Annotated in this window: 19 protein-coding genes, 1 tRNA gene and 1 pseudogene; 3 read left to right on the forward strand and 18 right to left on the reverse strand. The window is 69.5% G+C overall.

What is annotated here, in order from left to right:
• The 12 genes and pseudogenes from FBY23_RS00005 to FBY23_RS00060 all read right to left on the reverse strand — a co-directional run.
• The coding region (locus tag FBY23_RS00005; RefSeq protein ID WP_222117675.1) for a hypothetical protein at positions 1-745 on the reverse strand (745 nt) is incomplete at its 3' end.
• On the reverse strand, positions 742-2,757 hold the full coding sequence (locus FBY23_RS00010) for a DNA cytosine methyltransferase (RefSeq protein ID WP_260805649.1): 2,016 nt from the start codon (positions 2,755-2,757) through the stop codon (positions 742-744). The genes FBY23_RS00005 and FBY23_RS00010, both read right to left, overlap by 4 nt.
• 180 nt (positions 2,758-2,937) lie before the next feature.
• On the reverse strand, positions 2,938-3,579 hold the full coding sequence (locus tag FBY23_RS00015; protein WP_141796276.1) for a molecular chaperone DnaJ: 642 nt from the start codon (positions 3,577-3,579) through the stop codon (positions 2,938-2,940).
• Positions 3,576-3,821, reverse strand: a pseudogene (locus FBY23_RS00020) (DNA translocase FtsK); the annotation flags it as partial. The gene FBY23_RS00015 and the pseudogene FBY23_RS00020, both read right to left, overlap by 4 nt.
• Before the next feature lie 1,028 nt (positions 3,822-4,849).
• Entirely contained in the window at positions 4,850-5,143 is a 294-nt protein-coding gene (locus FBY23_RS00025; protein ID WP_141796277.1) for a hypothetical protein, read from the reverse strand.
• Between the two features lie 10 nt (positions 5,144-5,153).
• Positions 5,154-5,513, reverse strand: coding sequence for a hypothetical protein (locus tag FBY23_RS00030; RefSeq protein ID WP_141796278.1), 360 nt, complete (start codon positions 5,511-5,513; stop codon positions 5,154-5,156).
• Positions 5,510-5,872 (reverse strand): hypothetical protein, encoded by a 363-nt coding sequence (locus FBY23_RS00035; protein ID WP_141796279.1) that lies wholly within the window; start codon positions 5,870-5,872, stop codon positions 5,510-5,512. The genes FBY23_RS00030 and FBY23_RS00035 overlap by 4 nt, the downstream gene beginning before the upstream one ends.
• Entirely contained in the window at positions 5,869-6,075 is a 207-nt protein-coding gene (locus tag FBY23_RS00040; protein WP_141796280.1) for a hypothetical protein, read from the reverse strand. The genes FBY23_RS00035 and FBY23_RS00040 overlap by 4 nt, the downstream gene beginning before the upstream one ends.
• 112 nt (positions 6,076-6,187) lie before the next feature.
• The gene (locus FBY23_RS00045; RefSeq protein WP_141796281.1) at positions 6,188-6,415 is read right to left on the reverse strand and encodes a 60S ribosomal protein L26; all 228 of its coding nucleotides are present in this window, start codon (positions 6,413-6,415) and stop codon (positions 6,188-6,190) included.
• A 92-nt stretch (positions 6,416-6,507) separates the two neighbouring features.
• Positions 6,508-7,188, reverse strand: a complete 681-nt coding sequence (locus tag FBY23_RS00050; protein WP_141796282.1) for a hypothetical protein — start codon at positions 7,186-7,188, stop codon at positions 6,508-6,510.
• Positions 7,185-7,421 (reverse strand): helix-turn-helix domain-containing protein, encoded by a 237-nt coding sequence (locus FBY23_RS00055; protein WP_141796283.1) that lies wholly within the window; start codon positions 7,419-7,421, stop codon positions 7,185-7,187. Before FBY23_RS00055 ends, FBY23_RS00050 begins: the two co-directional genes overlap by 4 nt.
• A 2-nt stretch (positions 7,422-7,423) precedes the next feature.
• Positions 7,424-7,654: a helix-turn-helix transcriptional regulator gene (locus FBY23_RS00060; RefSeq protein ID WP_141796284.1), complete on the reverse strand. Its 231-nt coding sequence runs from the start codon at positions 7,652-7,654 to the stop codon at positions 7,424-7,426.
• Positions 7,655-7,764: 110 nt separating this feature from the next.
• Here FBY23_RS00060 and FBY23_RS00065 point away from each other — a divergent pair, with 110 nt between their 5' ends.
• Both FBY23_RS00065 and FBY23_RS00070 read left to right on the forward strand, forming a co-directional pair.
• The gene (locus FBY23_RS00065; protein ID WP_141796285.1) at positions 7,765-8,163 is read left to right on the forward strand and encodes a helix-turn-helix transcriptional regulator; all 399 of its coding nucleotides are present in this window, start codon (positions 7,765-7,767) and stop codon (positions 8,161-8,163) included.
• A gap of 119 nt (positions 8,164-8,282) precedes the next feature.
• Entirely contained in the window at positions 8,283-8,699 is a 417-nt protein-coding gene (locus tag FBY23_RS00070; protein WP_141796286.1) for an ImmA/IrrE family metallo-endopeptidase, read from the forward strand.
• On the opposite strand, the gene FBY23_RS00075 is transcribed toward FBY23_RS00070, so the two are convergent.
• The 6 genes from FBY23_RS00075 to FBY23_RS00100 form a co-directional block, all read right to left on the reverse strand.
• Positions 8,696-9,148, reverse strand: a complete 453-nt coding sequence (locus FBY23_RS00075) for a hypothetical protein (protein WP_141796287.1) — start codon at positions 9,146-9,148, stop codon at positions 8,696-8,698. The genes FBY23_RS00070 and FBY23_RS00075 overlap by 4 nt on opposite strands.
• On the reverse strand, positions 9,145-9,819 hold the full coding sequence (locus tag FBY23_RS00080) for a hypothetical protein (RefSeq protein ID WP_141796288.1): 675 nt from the start codon (positions 9,817-9,819) through the stop codon (positions 9,145-9,147). Before FBY23_RS00080 ends, FBY23_RS00075 begins: the two co-directional genes overlap by 4 nt.
• A complete protein-coding gene (locus FBY23_RS00085; RefSeq protein ID WP_141796289.1) occupies positions 9,816-10,595 on the reverse strand; it encodes a TIGR04255 family protein in 780 nt (259 codons plus the stop codon). Before FBY23_RS00085 ends, FBY23_RS00080 begins: the two co-directional genes overlap by 4 nt.
• Before the next feature lie 98 nt (positions 10,596-10,693).
• The gene (locus FBY23_RS00090; protein ID WP_141796290.1) at positions 10,694-12,034 is read right to left on the reverse strand and encodes a tyrosine-type recombinase/integrase; all 1,341 of its coding nucleotides are present in this window, start codon (positions 12,032-12,034) and stop codon (positions 10,694-10,696) included.
• Positions 12,035-12,201: 167 nt separating this feature from the next.
• Positions 12,202-12,277, reverse strand: a tRNA-Thr gene (locus FBY23_RS00095).
• Positions 12,278-12,353: 76 nt separating this feature from the next.
• Positions 12,354-12,542 (reverse strand): hypothetical protein, encoded by a 189-nt coding sequence (locus FBY23_RS00100; protein WP_141796291.1) that lies wholly within the window; start codon positions 12,540-12,542, stop codon positions 12,354-12,356.
• A gap of 92 nt (positions 12,543-12,634) precedes the next feature.
• On the opposite strand from FBY23_RS00100, the gene FBY23_RS00105 reads away from it, so the two are divergent.
• Positions 12,635-13,570 (forward strand): LysR family transcriptional regulator, encoded by a 936-nt coding sequence (locus FBY23_RS00105; RefSeq protein ID WP_260805650.1) that lies wholly within the window; start codon positions 12,635-12,637, stop codon positions 13,568-13,570.
• The last annotated feature ends 12 nt before the right edge of the window (positions 13,571-13,582 follow it).

Genomic DNA, 13,582 nt, shown 5'->3' on the forward strand with positions numbered 1-13,582 from the left:
CGAACGCGGCCCACGTGTTGAGCCACAGCCAGAACTCGCGCTCCTTGTGTGGGTAGAGCGTGAGGTTGTTCGCCTGGGTGGAGTCGCGCTGGAAGAACCGGGTCAGGGCCTGGCCGGTGTCCATGATCCCGAGGTAGCCGGCGTAGTGGATGAGCTCCTTGTGGCGGTTCGGGGACGGGGTGGCGGTCGCGACGAACCGGTACGGCACGTCGCCGAACAGCTGGAGGAACGCCTGGTAGGTCTTCGACCCGAAGGACCGCAGCACCGACGCCTCGTCGAGCGACACCGCGGTGAACAGGGCCGGGTCGAGCCGGCCGTCGCGGATGGACTCGTAGTTCGTGACGTACAGGCCTGGCTCGTCGACCTCGGCGGTGCGGCGTACGAACCGGACCGGGACGCCGATCGCGGCGGCGTCGGCGGCGATCTCGAGCCGCACGTTCAGCGGGCACACGATCAGCGCCCGGCCGGCCGGGTCGCCGTGCGCTTCGAGGGTGAGGCGCAGGGTCTCGAGCTGGATCCGGGACTTCCCGAGCCCGTACTTCGCGAAGATCGCCCGACGGCCGCCGGCGACCGCCCAGGCGACGAGGTCGCGCTGGTGGGGCTTCAGCGACGGGTGCACGGCTGCGGGGTCGATGACGTGGCCGTACCGCTGGTCGAAGGTCAGCTTCGCCGCGACGAACTCCTCGTAAGAGACCGCCGGCGGGACCGGGGTGCGGAGCTCCTCGAGCATGGCGAGCGTGCTCATGCAGCCACCTCGCCGTGGTAGATCGCGCGGAGGCGGCGGCAGATCCACGACCCGACCGGCGGAGAGACGGCGTTCCCGAAGCCGTCGACCTGGTCGCGGGCTGAGCCCCAGACGACGAAGGTGCCCTTGTGGTCGGCGAAGTCGACGTCGAACCCGCAGCCGCGGCCAATCTCGTGCTCGCGCATCATGCGGAAGTAGCAGTCCTCGAGCTTGAGGTCGGCGAGCGCTTCACGCCACTGGGCGTTGAGCAGCGCGGTGGTGTCCCGGGAGGTCAGGGTGCCGAGCGGGTCGGCAACCGGGTGGGCCGCGGTCTCGGTGCCCTCGGAGCCGTTCTGCTTGTACCAGCCGGAGAACAGCAGGCCCTGCTGGTTGGCCGACCCGACGACGGTGCCGAGCGGGTTGTCGAGCGGGTAGGCGCGGTACTTGGCCTCGTCGATCGACCCGTTGTTCTGGACCCGGCCGGCCGCGGTGATCAGGCCAGGGATCTGCTCGGCCGTGAAGGTCGGCATCGCCTCGGCGTGCGTGGTCGGGATCGTGTTCTGCCGGAACGGGACGACGCCCGACGACAGCACGCTGAGGCCGCCGGACCCGGCTCCGCCGACGACGGTCTCCATCGGCTCACCGGCTCCGCGCGACGTGGCGTTGGTGCGGTTCGGGAGCACGCGCGCCGAGATCAGCGCCATGGTCTCCGAGCCGCCCTGAGTCGGCAGGGCCTCGTCAGCACCGCGCGGGGCGCCCTGGAAGTTGTCGACCGCCAGCGCGACCGGTGGAGTCAGCAGGGCCTGGGTATTCGTGCCGGTCTGGGTGGGGATCGGCTCGGACAGGTCACGGGTGCGGCACGTCGAGCCGGGGTGCTCGAACGTGTTCCCGGCCGCGGCGATGAGCGCGCCGGTCGACAGGATCGCGGTCTCCTGCTGCGACGTCTGGGTGGACATCGGCTGCCACGGGTGCCGCTCGGAACCGCGTTCGGCCTTGGCCGGCATCAGCACGGCGGGGAACTCGGCGAACCGCTGGCGGCACCTCTCCGCGCGGGCGAGGGTCGCGCGGGCGAGCGGAGCCTCGTAGACGTCGCCGGTCTTCTTGTCCTTGATCGTCTTGAGCTTCATCTCCCCGATGCGGGTGCCGAGGTCGCTGAGGTCGAGGGCGTGCAGCGACGGGGTCGCGGCGGGGATGACCTCGCTGCGGCACGACGGGCAGCGGTAGTTGTACTGCTTGCCGTAACGGACCGAGCCGGTCGGCGGCACGCCGGTCTTCCAGGTCCACACGGCCTCGACGTGGTCGTCGCAGCGCCCGCACCAGGCGACGGGCCGATGGTCGAGGTCAGGTGCGGGGAGCTTGCGGTCCCAGAACGCGATGTAGAGCCGATCGCGGGACTGCGGCACCCCGAAGAACATGCTGTTCAGGTAGAGGATCCGGTGGTCGTAGCCGAGGTGGTCGAACTGCTTCAGCCACCAACGGAACGTCGTGCCGTCGCCGACCTTCCGCTTCCCCGGGACCGCCGGGCCCCAAGAGGTGAGCTCGGTCGTGCACTCGACGAGGATCATCCGTGGGTGGTGCTGGTCGGCGTAGTGCAGAACGCAGTTCGCGGTAGCGCGGTCGCGCTCGGATCGGGTGACGCGCTCCTCGAAGTCGGGGTCGTCGAGGTCGAACAACGACATCCCGCCGGCGTACGCCTTCTTCGTGTTGGCCTGGGAGTGGTTGACGCACGAGACGCCGGCGAGGAGCAGGTCGGCGTACGGAAGGTCGCGGACCGAGTGGTACGCCGGGGAGTCCTGGTCGACGAGGTCGGCGATCCAGTGCTCGACGTGCGGGTGGTTGGCCTCGTGGATCTCGATCTTGTAGGCCTTGTGGTTCGCCGCCGTGATGGCGAGGAACCCGGCGTCTTCGGCCCCCTGGGTCATGCCGCCGAAACCGGAGAACAGGTCGAGGCAGGTCGGGTTGTCGTGTCGGAAGCGCCGGCGCACGAGCGCGGGCCGGTGCATCGCGGTCTGGATCTTGGGCTTCCTGCTCACGCGTCGTCCTCCCCTCGAGGGGAGGTGAGCCAGCAGACGAAGCCGAGGACCGCGACCAGGGCGAAGGCCGCGAGGGTCAGCAGCAGCGGGTTCATCGCGAACTCCTCTCAGTGTCGGGCTCCGGGTCGTTACCGGGCGCGTGCACGCCGAGCTCGTGGTAAGCGGGGTGGCAGTTGTCGGTCATCGGGTGACTCCAAGGACCTGGGCGGCCTGCTCGACGCGGTCCCACGCCGTGCGGTCACCGTGGTGACGGTCGGGGTGAGCCGCGGCGCGGGCCCGGCGGATCAAGGCGTTGTCGTCGAGGTGGCCGTGGACGACGACGCCGTCGCCGACGACGTCGCAGAGCACCTCGTACGCCGCCTCGGTGGTCATGTGGCTCGGCGGCATCGCGCAGCCGGCGGGGAGGGCCTTGAACCCGGTGTACTGCTGGCCGGTCTCGGCGGCGCCGTGGCGCTCGACGTCGCGCAGCGACTGCAGGGTGAGGGCGATCGCGCGGACGTTCTGCTGCCAGTCCGGTCCTTGATCGGACCACTGCGCGAAGTAGGTGTCGCAGCGGTGCAACATCGGGCCGTGCTTGGACTCGAAGGCGACGACGACCGCAGGGGTCGCGGCGCGAGCCTTGGAGCGGAGTGTGCCGTCGAGCCTCAGGTCCTGCTCACGGATGTCGACCTCGATGACCAGCTGACGACCGGCGAGGTGCTCGACCTCGCGGAGCAGCAGGGTCTCGGTCTCGCGCCACGACGCGGAGAACCTCGACGCCCGGCGCTTCGAGGACGGCCTGAGCCAGGTGTGGTCCGAGATCGGGCGGACGGTGTAGCTCATGCCTCGCCCCTGATGCTCTTGATCACGGCGGCGACCTCGTCGGCCTTGATGAGCACGTCACGGGCCTTGGACCCATCGCTGGGCCCGACGACGCCACGGCTCTCGAGGATGTCCATCAGCCGGCCGGCCTTGGCGAAGCCGACGCGGAGCTTGCGCTGCAGTATCGAGGTGGAGCCGAACTGCGTGGAGACCACGAGCTCGATCGCCTGGATGACCAGGTCCATGTCGTCGCCGATGTCGTCGCCGGTCGCGCCCGACTCGCCTTCGGGGGCGAGGCCGTGGATGGCACGCAGCGCGGCGTCGGTGGTGAGGCCGTGCGTGCTGGTGACGTGGTTGACGGCGTACGACAGCGAGGCGTCCTGGTCCTCGTCGCTGACCTTGGTCTCCCAGTCGCAGCCCTCGACCGGGCAGACGAGGACCGCCGGGGCCTGCGGATCGTCGGTGAGCTGGACCAGAGACAGGTTGACCGAGTGGGTCGTGCACATCTCGTCGGGGTTCATGCAGACCGTGCAGGAGGCGTCGGGGACGGTGAACACGACGACGCCCCGGCCGGCGGCGCTCTTCGCCTCGTCGGTCTCGCTGGCGGGGGCGATCGGCATGACGAACCCGTGCACGTGGGGGTCGGAGTCGCGCCAGTCGACGAGCGCGGCCTTCTGCTCGCCGCCGAAGACCCAGGTCACGGCGCCGGAGGCGTACCGTCCGACCTTCCCGATCCGCGCCAGGAGCTCGGGGGCGAGCATCAGCTCGTGCGCCTCGAGTGGGACGTGGGTGGCGGTGATCTTGCGCCACGACTCGGCGGTGACGGGCTCGGTGGTGACGACCTCAAGGAACGCCTCCATCTCGTCGGGGATCTTGACCCGCACGAACGTCGGCTCCAGGCCCTCCAGGGTGGGCTGTTCGCCGGCCGGGACGCGGATGTCGAAGTCGAGCGCGACCTCGACCTGGCCGGGGACGTACTCGTCGACGTCGTACCTGTTCGCGAGCGAGATGGCATGGCCGAACAGGTAGCGGCCGAGCCCGTCGCCGTCGCTGGCGACCACGGTGCGGTCCGGGACCTCGGCGAGGGTCGGGGGGACGTCGTCGTAGTAGTGGTCGAGGTCGGGGACCCAGGTCACCAGCATGATCCGCATGTCGGTCGCGATGAGTCGGACGCCGTGGACGAACTCCTCGATCACGATGGCCTTGTTGATCAGCGGGTGAGCCTTCTTGTCGGTGGCGAAGCCCTGCGCGACGGCGAGCCAGCCGCGGGCGATGGACGGTCCGTCGAACCTCACGGCCGTTCTCCTTCGGTGTTGGTGGTCAGGTGGAGGTGGGGGCGGTGGTGCTGGTACTCGCGGACCAGCTGGTGTGCGCGGTCGATCGAGGGGAGCTCGAACACGACCTGGAAGTGCTCGGCGAGCCGGACGGGGTTCCACGCCTTGCCCTCGATGAGGACGTGGCAGCCGGTGGAGCCGACGTGGTCGACGTCGACCGGTTCGGCGTCGTAGGGCACGGTGCGGCCGGTGTCCTCGCGGACGGCGAACACGATCAGCTGGCCGTCGCAGTCGGGTCGGTTGCAGGGCACGCGGCGGGGTTCACGCGACGGCATCGTGGGCCTCCGAGACCGGCTTGTAGACGTGGACGTGGGCGGCCTTCGTGGACGGCAGCGTCGATGGGGTGACGCGGCCGGTCCACCGGATCAGCCCGTCCTCCTGGGCGGCGATGAGCCGGCGGGAGATCAGGCACTTCCGGACCTCGGGGAGCAGGGGCCGGAAGTCGTTGACGGAGAACGGCTCGCCCTGGCGGACGAAGGCGCGGATGGCGCGGTCGATGACCCGTCGGTCCCACTCGTCGCTCGGGCCGTGCTCCTCGGTCGAGGCGCGGTAGGCCCGGCGGCCGGCCGCGATCGCCGCGCGGGTCTTCGCGGTGGGGATGCACTCGACGATCGCGCTCACCGGACGACCGCCAGACCTCGGACCGGGTGCTCGGTGACGGCCGTCAGCGCGACGGGGACCTCCATCCATGTCGCGACGGCGTCGTGGTGCCAGATCGAGGCGATCGCGCGGCTGGCCCCGGTCGCGATGCTCGACATCGAGAAGACCTCGACGTCGAGGTGCTCGGCCCATGCCTGAAGGTCCTCGGCCGACTTGAACTGCAGGCGGATCCGCGGGGCGTTGCGGGAGATCTCGTTGTCGTACCCGCGGCCGACGGCGACGCTCATCGGGTCCGGCAGGCCCGCCTGCTCGGCCGCGTCGAGGACGAGCAGCGCGGCGCGCGTGTTCTGCGTGCTGGTGCTGATCACGGCATCGGTCATGCGGCCCTCCCTCGGGTCAGGTCGGCGTGCTGGCGGACCTGCTGGACGATGTGGTTGAGGACGTCGACGCCGGACTCGGCGGCGACCTCCTGGGCGAACTTCACGAACGCGCGGTCGGCGATCGCGGGGATGTTGCGGGGCGCGGTGGCCTGCGAGAGACGCGCGGCGGCGAGTGCGGCGGTCATCCGGTCGAAGGTCGTCATCGGCGCTGCTCCCGGTCCGGCCGCGGCGTCAGCGCCTCGAGCAGCAGGCCGACGATCGCGAGAGCGCAGACGAGGCCGACGAGGAGGCCGGCGCCCGTCCACTGGTCGGGGCTCATGCCGAGACCTCCGCCCGCGTGTGGAGGACGAGCTCGCGGCGCGAGAACGGCAGCGTGGCCGTCTCGGTCGGGCCGTCCTGGTCGGCAACGAGGACCGGCCGGGTGAACTCGACGTACAGCGCGGTGCCGCCGATGTGCGTCACCTTGCCGACGCGGTCGGCATGCATGCCGCACACGATGCGGACGGTGTCGCCGGTCTGGATCTGGAGGGGCGTGGTCTCCACGTGAGACACTTCCTTTCGTTGGTGGCGTCTCCGACCGGCTGCCAGGCCGTTGGGTCGGGGACGCCGCTGCTTGTTGCGGGGCGTGTTCGTGGTCAGGCGCTGTTGAGCAGCTCCCGGTCGCCCGGGGTCACGTAGCCGCCGGACAGGGCCCGCTGCTGGGCCTTCTCGATCGCGACGTTCTTGCGGCGCTGCTTCTCGGCGTGCTGCCGGTTGAAGAGTTCGACCTCTCGGGCCTCGCGGACCGCGGCGCGTTCGTCGTCGGTCATCGCCGCAGAGGTGAGCTTGCGACGCCGGGCGATGACCGCGTCGTACGCCGCGGCGAGCGCTCGGCCGTCGTCGGTGGTCGGGCGGATCGGCTTCGGGCCGTGCTGCCTCAGCACGGTCATCACCTGGTACGTCTCGTCGACGGTCCGGGCCCACGACGCGGCGAGGTGGAGGTCGGCGACGGTCAGGTCGCCGTACGCCTCGGCCCAGTCGTCGCGGGTGACCAGCACTCCCGACCCGCCCCCCAGACGGGCCGGGAGCAGGGTCACGCAGGTCCGGCAGAACCGGTGCCCCGCGATCGCGGTGGTGACGTCCCCAGTCGTGGTGGCGAGCACGCGGAGACGGCGGGTCCGTACGCCGCAGTACGGGCGCACGGCGGCGGGCACGGCGCGGCCGCTGCGGGTCAGGGCGCCGGCATGGACGTGCACGACGCCGCGGGGCCGGCCGACGAGGACCGCTCCGGCGGCGACGGCCGCGAGGATCCGCAGAGCAGGGGTGGAGGTGGTCATGCGTCTTCCCACGACTCGACCCAGGCGTCGAGGCTCTCGACGTTGTAGAGGTGCTTGCTCCCTCGGTCGTGCTGGCGCTTCCTGCGGATCGGGGAACCAGGGACGCGGGCGTAGAGGGCGAGGGTGTCGGGCGACATCCCGATCCAGGCGGCTGCCTCGTCGACGGTGAGCCACTTCCGGGGCGGTACCTCACCCGCCTCGCGCGGCTTGCGGGTCTTCGTTGCGGTGGCCATGGTCAGCCCGCCGCCGCGACGACACCGCCGGCGAGCAGGAACACGATCGGGTCGACCTCGACGACCTGACCGATCTCTTCCAGCTCGTCGGTGTCGAAGGCGCGACGGCCCCGGAGGCCGTCGCTCAGGCTTGCCCGGCTCATCGTGATCTGCTCGGCCAGCGTGGTCTGGTTGATGCCCTTGCGGGCCATGGCCGCTCGGATCTCGGCGGCGACTCCTGCTCGGCTGTTCACATAGATGAACCTAGGTCAGGATGCTGACCTTTTTCAACCTCATGGGTGAACATTTCTCGGATTTCTGACCTCTTGTCAGATATATGAACTTCGCGATAGCGTGGTCGGCTATGACCGACTCACAGATCAGCGACTTCTCCCGCCGGTTCTCGGCCGCGCTGCAAGGAGTCATGCGAGAGAACAAGGTCCGCGTCGTCGACGTGGTCGAGAAGCTCGGCAAGAGCAAAGGTTTCGTCAGCGAGCACACCAACGGCACCAAGGCGCCCAACACGGACCTGCTCGACGCGATCGCAGAGCTCATGGGCATCGACACCCGCGACCTGGTCCGCGAGATCGTGCGTCGGATCCCGGACCCGGCGCCGGCCGCCGAGGTGCGCCAGCTGCGTCGCGACCAGCCTCGCGCAGACTTCGTCTTCCGTGACGTAGTCGCCGACGACGAGGAAGAGATCGCAGCCCACGACTCCGAGGGCACGATCGAGGAAGAGCAGCACGCGCCGGAGTTCCCGTGACTCTGCTCGACATCCGTTCTGTCGGGGGCGGCCTGTACAACCTGAGGCGCGTCAGCCTCGCGTCACTCGGGCGCGTGGGGCGCCGGAGAACGGAGACGCCGGCCGGGCATGACTCAGCGGTGAACGAGCAGCGCTTCGCGTGGCTGCTCGACCTCTGCGCCGACGACGGCCTGACGGTCGAGTACGTCGACCTCGGCCCTCGGCGCCATGGCCAGTACCTCCGCCGGCACCGGCGGATCGAGCTGAACAGGAACCTCAACCTGCGCCAGCTCGTGCCCGGGCTGGGCCACGAGTACGCCCACCACGTCTACAACGATGGCTGCTCGACGACGTTCGCCGAGCGGCGCGCGTGGGAGTACGCCGCCCAGCTGCTCATCGCGCCGGAGGAGTACGCCGCGGCCGAGCGGATCGTCGGGCACAGCGTCCAGGCGATCGCGCTCGAGCTCGACCTCACGCCGGTGCTTGTCGAGGCATGGCGACGCTGGTGGCGCACCGCCAGCCTCGCGAACCAGCCGGACGACGCGTGGGGAGCCTAGGACGGCTCCGAGACGCCCAAGGGATTCGGGTCCTCCGAGATGAATCGCGCCTTGGCTGCGATCTTTGCCCTGATCGCCTTCTTCTCGTCCTTCGTCGTAATCGGGCTTGGCGACCTCACGAGGGCGTGCGCCGGACCGATGGGCTTCTCGGCCGGGATCGGATCGCGCACGACGCCGCCCTCCTTCCGGACGACGCCCGCCTCGAACTCGACGACGCTGTAGCGCTCCCAGTCGGCCACCGCTGAGCGCGGTACGCCAAGATCCTCGCGGATCTCGTCGCTGTAGACCGACATGCCGTCGTTGTCGTCGAACTGGAGTGCGCCAGCCTTCACCACCGGCTCCCCCGTGGTGACGTTGGGCATCCAGCAGTCGGGCCTCCTCAGCACCTTGCGAAGGAAGAGCTCGTCGTCTGGGATGCCGGGGTCATCCCAGGTCCAGTCGGCAGTCACCGATGGGCGTGGGTCCGGAAGAGCGATCGCCAGTTGGGGTTCGCTGCCTCGACTGTGGCCGTCAGATCACGGAGAACCTGGCGGAGGTGTGTGCGCGACGTGGACGACTTGATGATCTGGCCGTCGCGGTAGTGGGTCCAGGAGAAGACCCCACTGGCCGTGGTCTCGACCTCGATCGCCTCGGCGCCGTACCGCCATTCAGCCAAGAGCGACCGGTCCTCGTCCAGCGACATCGACGGGTAGATCGAGTCCGCCGCCAGCACATCCCGCAGAGCGTGACGCATGGACGACGAGGCCAGTTCGGGGATCCCCGAGAGGCCCTGGTGGTGCAGCTCGGCGTTGATGTGCTTCATCTCGGCGCGAGCGTGGTCGTAGGCCATCGCGCTAGCCGGCCACTGCTGCGCCGGCTCGGAGGTCGGGCTCGTCACCAGCAGGGCGATCCCAGCGCTGTGCACACGCATCGTCGGGGCGATGAACAGGCCGACCACGTCGCACTTATCCGCGGGCGCATCGATGTACGGGAGCGCCCGACCACCGTGGACCACGCGCGACACTCCCTTGAAGTAGTCGAGCTTGGGCGACGCCAGGTAGAAGGCGTCCTTCTTGGTGTCCGCTGCCATGGGGGCGTCGACGTGTCCGACGACCTCGTCGAAAGCTTCGGTGGAGCTCACTCTGTTCTCCCCCACTGCTCGTGCATCGTGCCGCTGGTGTACTCGATGAACTTGGCGATCAGCATGTCGTGCGCTCGGTCCAGACCGCCCAGGTCGTCGACCTGCTCGTCTCCCAAGTCGTAGGAAGACTCGATCGACATGTAGGTGCCGTCATCATCGACGTCAACAGACATCGTGACGGAGCACCCGTCGAGGTCATCGTCATCGCAGAGGTGGAGGCGCGCGCCGGCGTACGTCGTCTTTGGGGATTCCGCCTCACCGACTGGCACCTGCCACCGGCTCGTGAAGCCGACGAGAGTTTCCAGAAGCGACATGTCGGGCAGCCGGTTGAAGTACGTGCACGTGCTGCCGACCGGCTTGATCGTCTCCCCCGTCTCCGCCTTGATGACGTCGCGGACTTCGTCGAGCCGCTCCCGCAGGTCACGCGAGAGCTCGTCGAAGCCGGGGTACTTGTCGTCGCCGTCGCTGTTGAAGACCCAACCGCGGGAGAACCGGTCGTTCTGCAGGGCGATCGAGCTCGTCTCGTCTTTCGAGGAGAACAGAAGGTAGGGGAAAGGCCACGCCCCCGCGACAGGCAGTAGTCGCGTCTCCTCCCCGCCCCGATTCTGGGGACGGAGAGGGGGCAGCTCGGACGTCGACGGATATGCGTTCCGCCACGATTCGCGTAGCGCCGAGAAGTGCGAGACCTGCAGGCCGGAGATCGGTTCGAAGTACACCGTCAGAGCCACAGACTGCACGGGGGGTCGCTCGAATCTCACGACTTTCTGGGCGGCCACAAATCGAACGGTACTGCACCTGACGTAATTGCGCGGTAAGTCGGATCACATCGTGGTGATTCGTGTCGGGTCCATGTGATATGGCCGATCGTCGTTTGTCAGGCCGCGAGCTCCAGCCGCTTCGCGACCTTCTCGAGAGCTGCGGCGAGCGGGCCGGTCTTCACGTGGAGGTACGCCTTCGTCGACAGCATCGAGGCGTGGCCGAGGATCGCGATGATCACCGCCGGCTCGACGCCCGCCTCGAGGAGCAGGGTTGCGGTCGTGTGTCGCGCCTCGTGGATCGTGTAGTGCCGTCCCTCGGGGAAGTCGGGGTCGTCGTAGTAGAGGACGTCCTTCCCGCGGCGGCGGCCGACCTCGTCCTGCAGGTCGTACCACGCCTGGTCATCGTCCTTCGGGTCACGAGGGCCTCCGTCGGCGGCCGGCCAGACAAGCCCATGCGGGGAATCGGGGGCCTCGTCGCGCCACTTCAGCAGCGCCTTCTCGAACCACGGGAGCAGCGGCTGGATGCGGTAGCTCTCCTCGGTCTTCGGGCGGACCAGGTGCCAGCGGCCCTCGAGCTGCTTGGCGTCGTAGTTGTCGGGCACCCGGAACCCGGAGTCGCGGTCGAACCGGACGTTGTACGGCAGCGGCTTGAGCTGCTGGGAGATGACCAGGATGTGCCGGTCGAAGTCGATCTCCGACCAGCAGAGCCCGAGGCTCTCGCCCTGCCGGATGCCCTGCATCAGGGCGGCCACCCACCGCGACGCGTTCGGCTGCTCGGCGGCGACCACGAGCATCTCGACGGCAAGGTCGAGCGGCAGGTCAGTCCTGGCCGGCTTGTTCAGCGGCGGCGCGGGGACCTCCAGCACGATGGCGGGAACCGCGTGCCCGTCGGCCCGGGCCGCCTTCAGCAGCTGGATGAGCACGGAGTGGGTGCGACGACGACTCGACGGCTTCAGCCCGGCCTCGCGCATCTTGTTCATGACCTTGCGGACGTCGGCCGGCGCGAGGTCGGTGAGACGCTTCTGCCCGATGGCGGGGACGATCCACTTCCGCACCGACGAGCACGCGCTGGTGTACGACTGCGGCCGAAGCGTCTGCACGACGATCTCGAGCCAGTCGTCGGCCCACTGCTTCACCGTGGTCTTCGCGCTCGCGGACGCTCCCCCGCTGTCGATGACCTGGACCATGCGGGCCCGCATCCGGGCGCGGGCCTTGCTCTCGGTCGCGGCCTTCACCTTGTGCCGGCGCGGGTTGCCGCGCTCGGTGAAGCCGTGCGTGAACGAGCCGACCCAGGGTGCCTTGCAGTTGCGGTGCGGCGGCCGGACCCTCGTCGGCTTGCCGGTGCGCGGGTGGGGCGGGCCGTCCTCGACGGGCGGGCAGCCGTAACGGACGTCGCACTCGGGGTAGACGGAGCCGTCTCCGTAGACCCCGCGCTTGGCGACGGTGGGCTTGGGCATCGTGGGCCTCGCTCTCTGGAAGGCGTCCGGGGGAGCAATCTAGGGAGCGATTGCGTGCCCGTCACCTCCCGTAGATACCGGCCCACTTCACGGAGAAACGCGGGGTCGTGATGATACGAAAACCGGCCCTGACCTGCGCTTATGCGCTGGTCAGGGCCGGTTTCTGGTGGAGCCGCCTGTCGGAATCGAACCGACGACCTAATCATTACGAGTGATTCGCTCTACCGACTGAGCTAAGGCGGCGCCGCCACCGGTCGTGACCGGTGACCGCGGAAGCATACCGACCGGGGTCAGCCGGGAGCGAATCGGCCCGGAGGGGTCAGGCGGCGGCAGCGGGAGCGGTGGCCGGAGCCTCGGTGGCCCGTACGCCGGTGACCATCGTCTGCTCGGCGTCACACCAGCAGGTGAAGCTGACGACGATGCCGTGCTCGGTGCTCTCCATGCCGGTGATCTGGCTGGGGAAGATGAGCTCGCGGCGGTGGCAGGCGGTGCAGGTGTGGGCGAACATGGCGGGCCTCCTTCGGGCTTCTTCCTCCATGGTGGGCCGCACGGGAACCAAGGGGTAGCCTCGCTTTCCTGAGCGATCTCTAGGGATCCCCTATGGCAGATCGGAGCGCCATGCTGTCGCTGCACCAGCTGACCTGCTTCCTCGCGACCTACGAGCACCGCTCGCTGACCCGGGCGGCGGAGGAGCTCGGGTACGCGCAGCCGTCGGTGTCGGAGCAGGTGCGCGGGCTGGAGAAGTCGCTCGGGGTGCAGCTGTTCCGGCGGGTGGGGCGGGGCGTCGTACCGACCACGGCCGCCGACACCTTCCGGCCCCACGCGGAGAAGGTGCTCGCGGCGGCCGACGACGCGCAGCGGGCGGTGGCGAGCATCCGGTCGCTGGAGACGGGCACGATCCGGTTCGGGATGTTCGGCGTCGCGCGGCTGTACGGCGGGGCGGACCTGGTCGCCGACGTGCTGGAGCGCTACCCGGGCGTGCGGGTGGAGCTGGTGGGGCGGCACTCGATGGACGTGCAGGAGAACCTGCGCCGCGGACGGCTGGAGGCCGCGATGATCGCGGTCGCGGCGCTGTCGAGCGAGGGCATGTCGATCACGCCGATCGCCCGCGACGAGCTCGTCTACGTCTCCGCCGACCCGAGCCGGCTGACCTCGCCGGTGACCGCGAAGCGGCTCGCCGAGGCGGACCTGGTGATGCCGGAGAGCAGCCTGCGCGACTACGACTCGGGCCGGATCGTGCTGCGCCGGATGCTGCACGAGGCCGGCTACAACCCGAGCACCCGGATCGAGGTGGAGGACGTCGAGACCGCGATCGAGCTCGTCGGACGCGGGCTGGCCGACACGGTGACCAACAAGGGCGCCGCGGTGCAGCTGCTGCCGCGGCTCGCGCCGAACGCCGGGTGGGTGCCGCTGCGCCCGCGCGTCTACGACACGATGGCGATCGTGCACCGGGCGGGCGCGACGCTGTCGCCGGCCGCCCGACTGATGATCGAGCTCGCGACCCAGCGGATCCAGAGCATCATCGAGCCCGTCTGACCACCGGGCGCA

The organism is Nocardioides sp. SLBN-35 (genome assembly GCF_006715725.1).
GTDB lineage: Bacteria > Actinomycetota > Actinomycetes > Propionibacteriales > Nocardioidaceae > Nocardioides.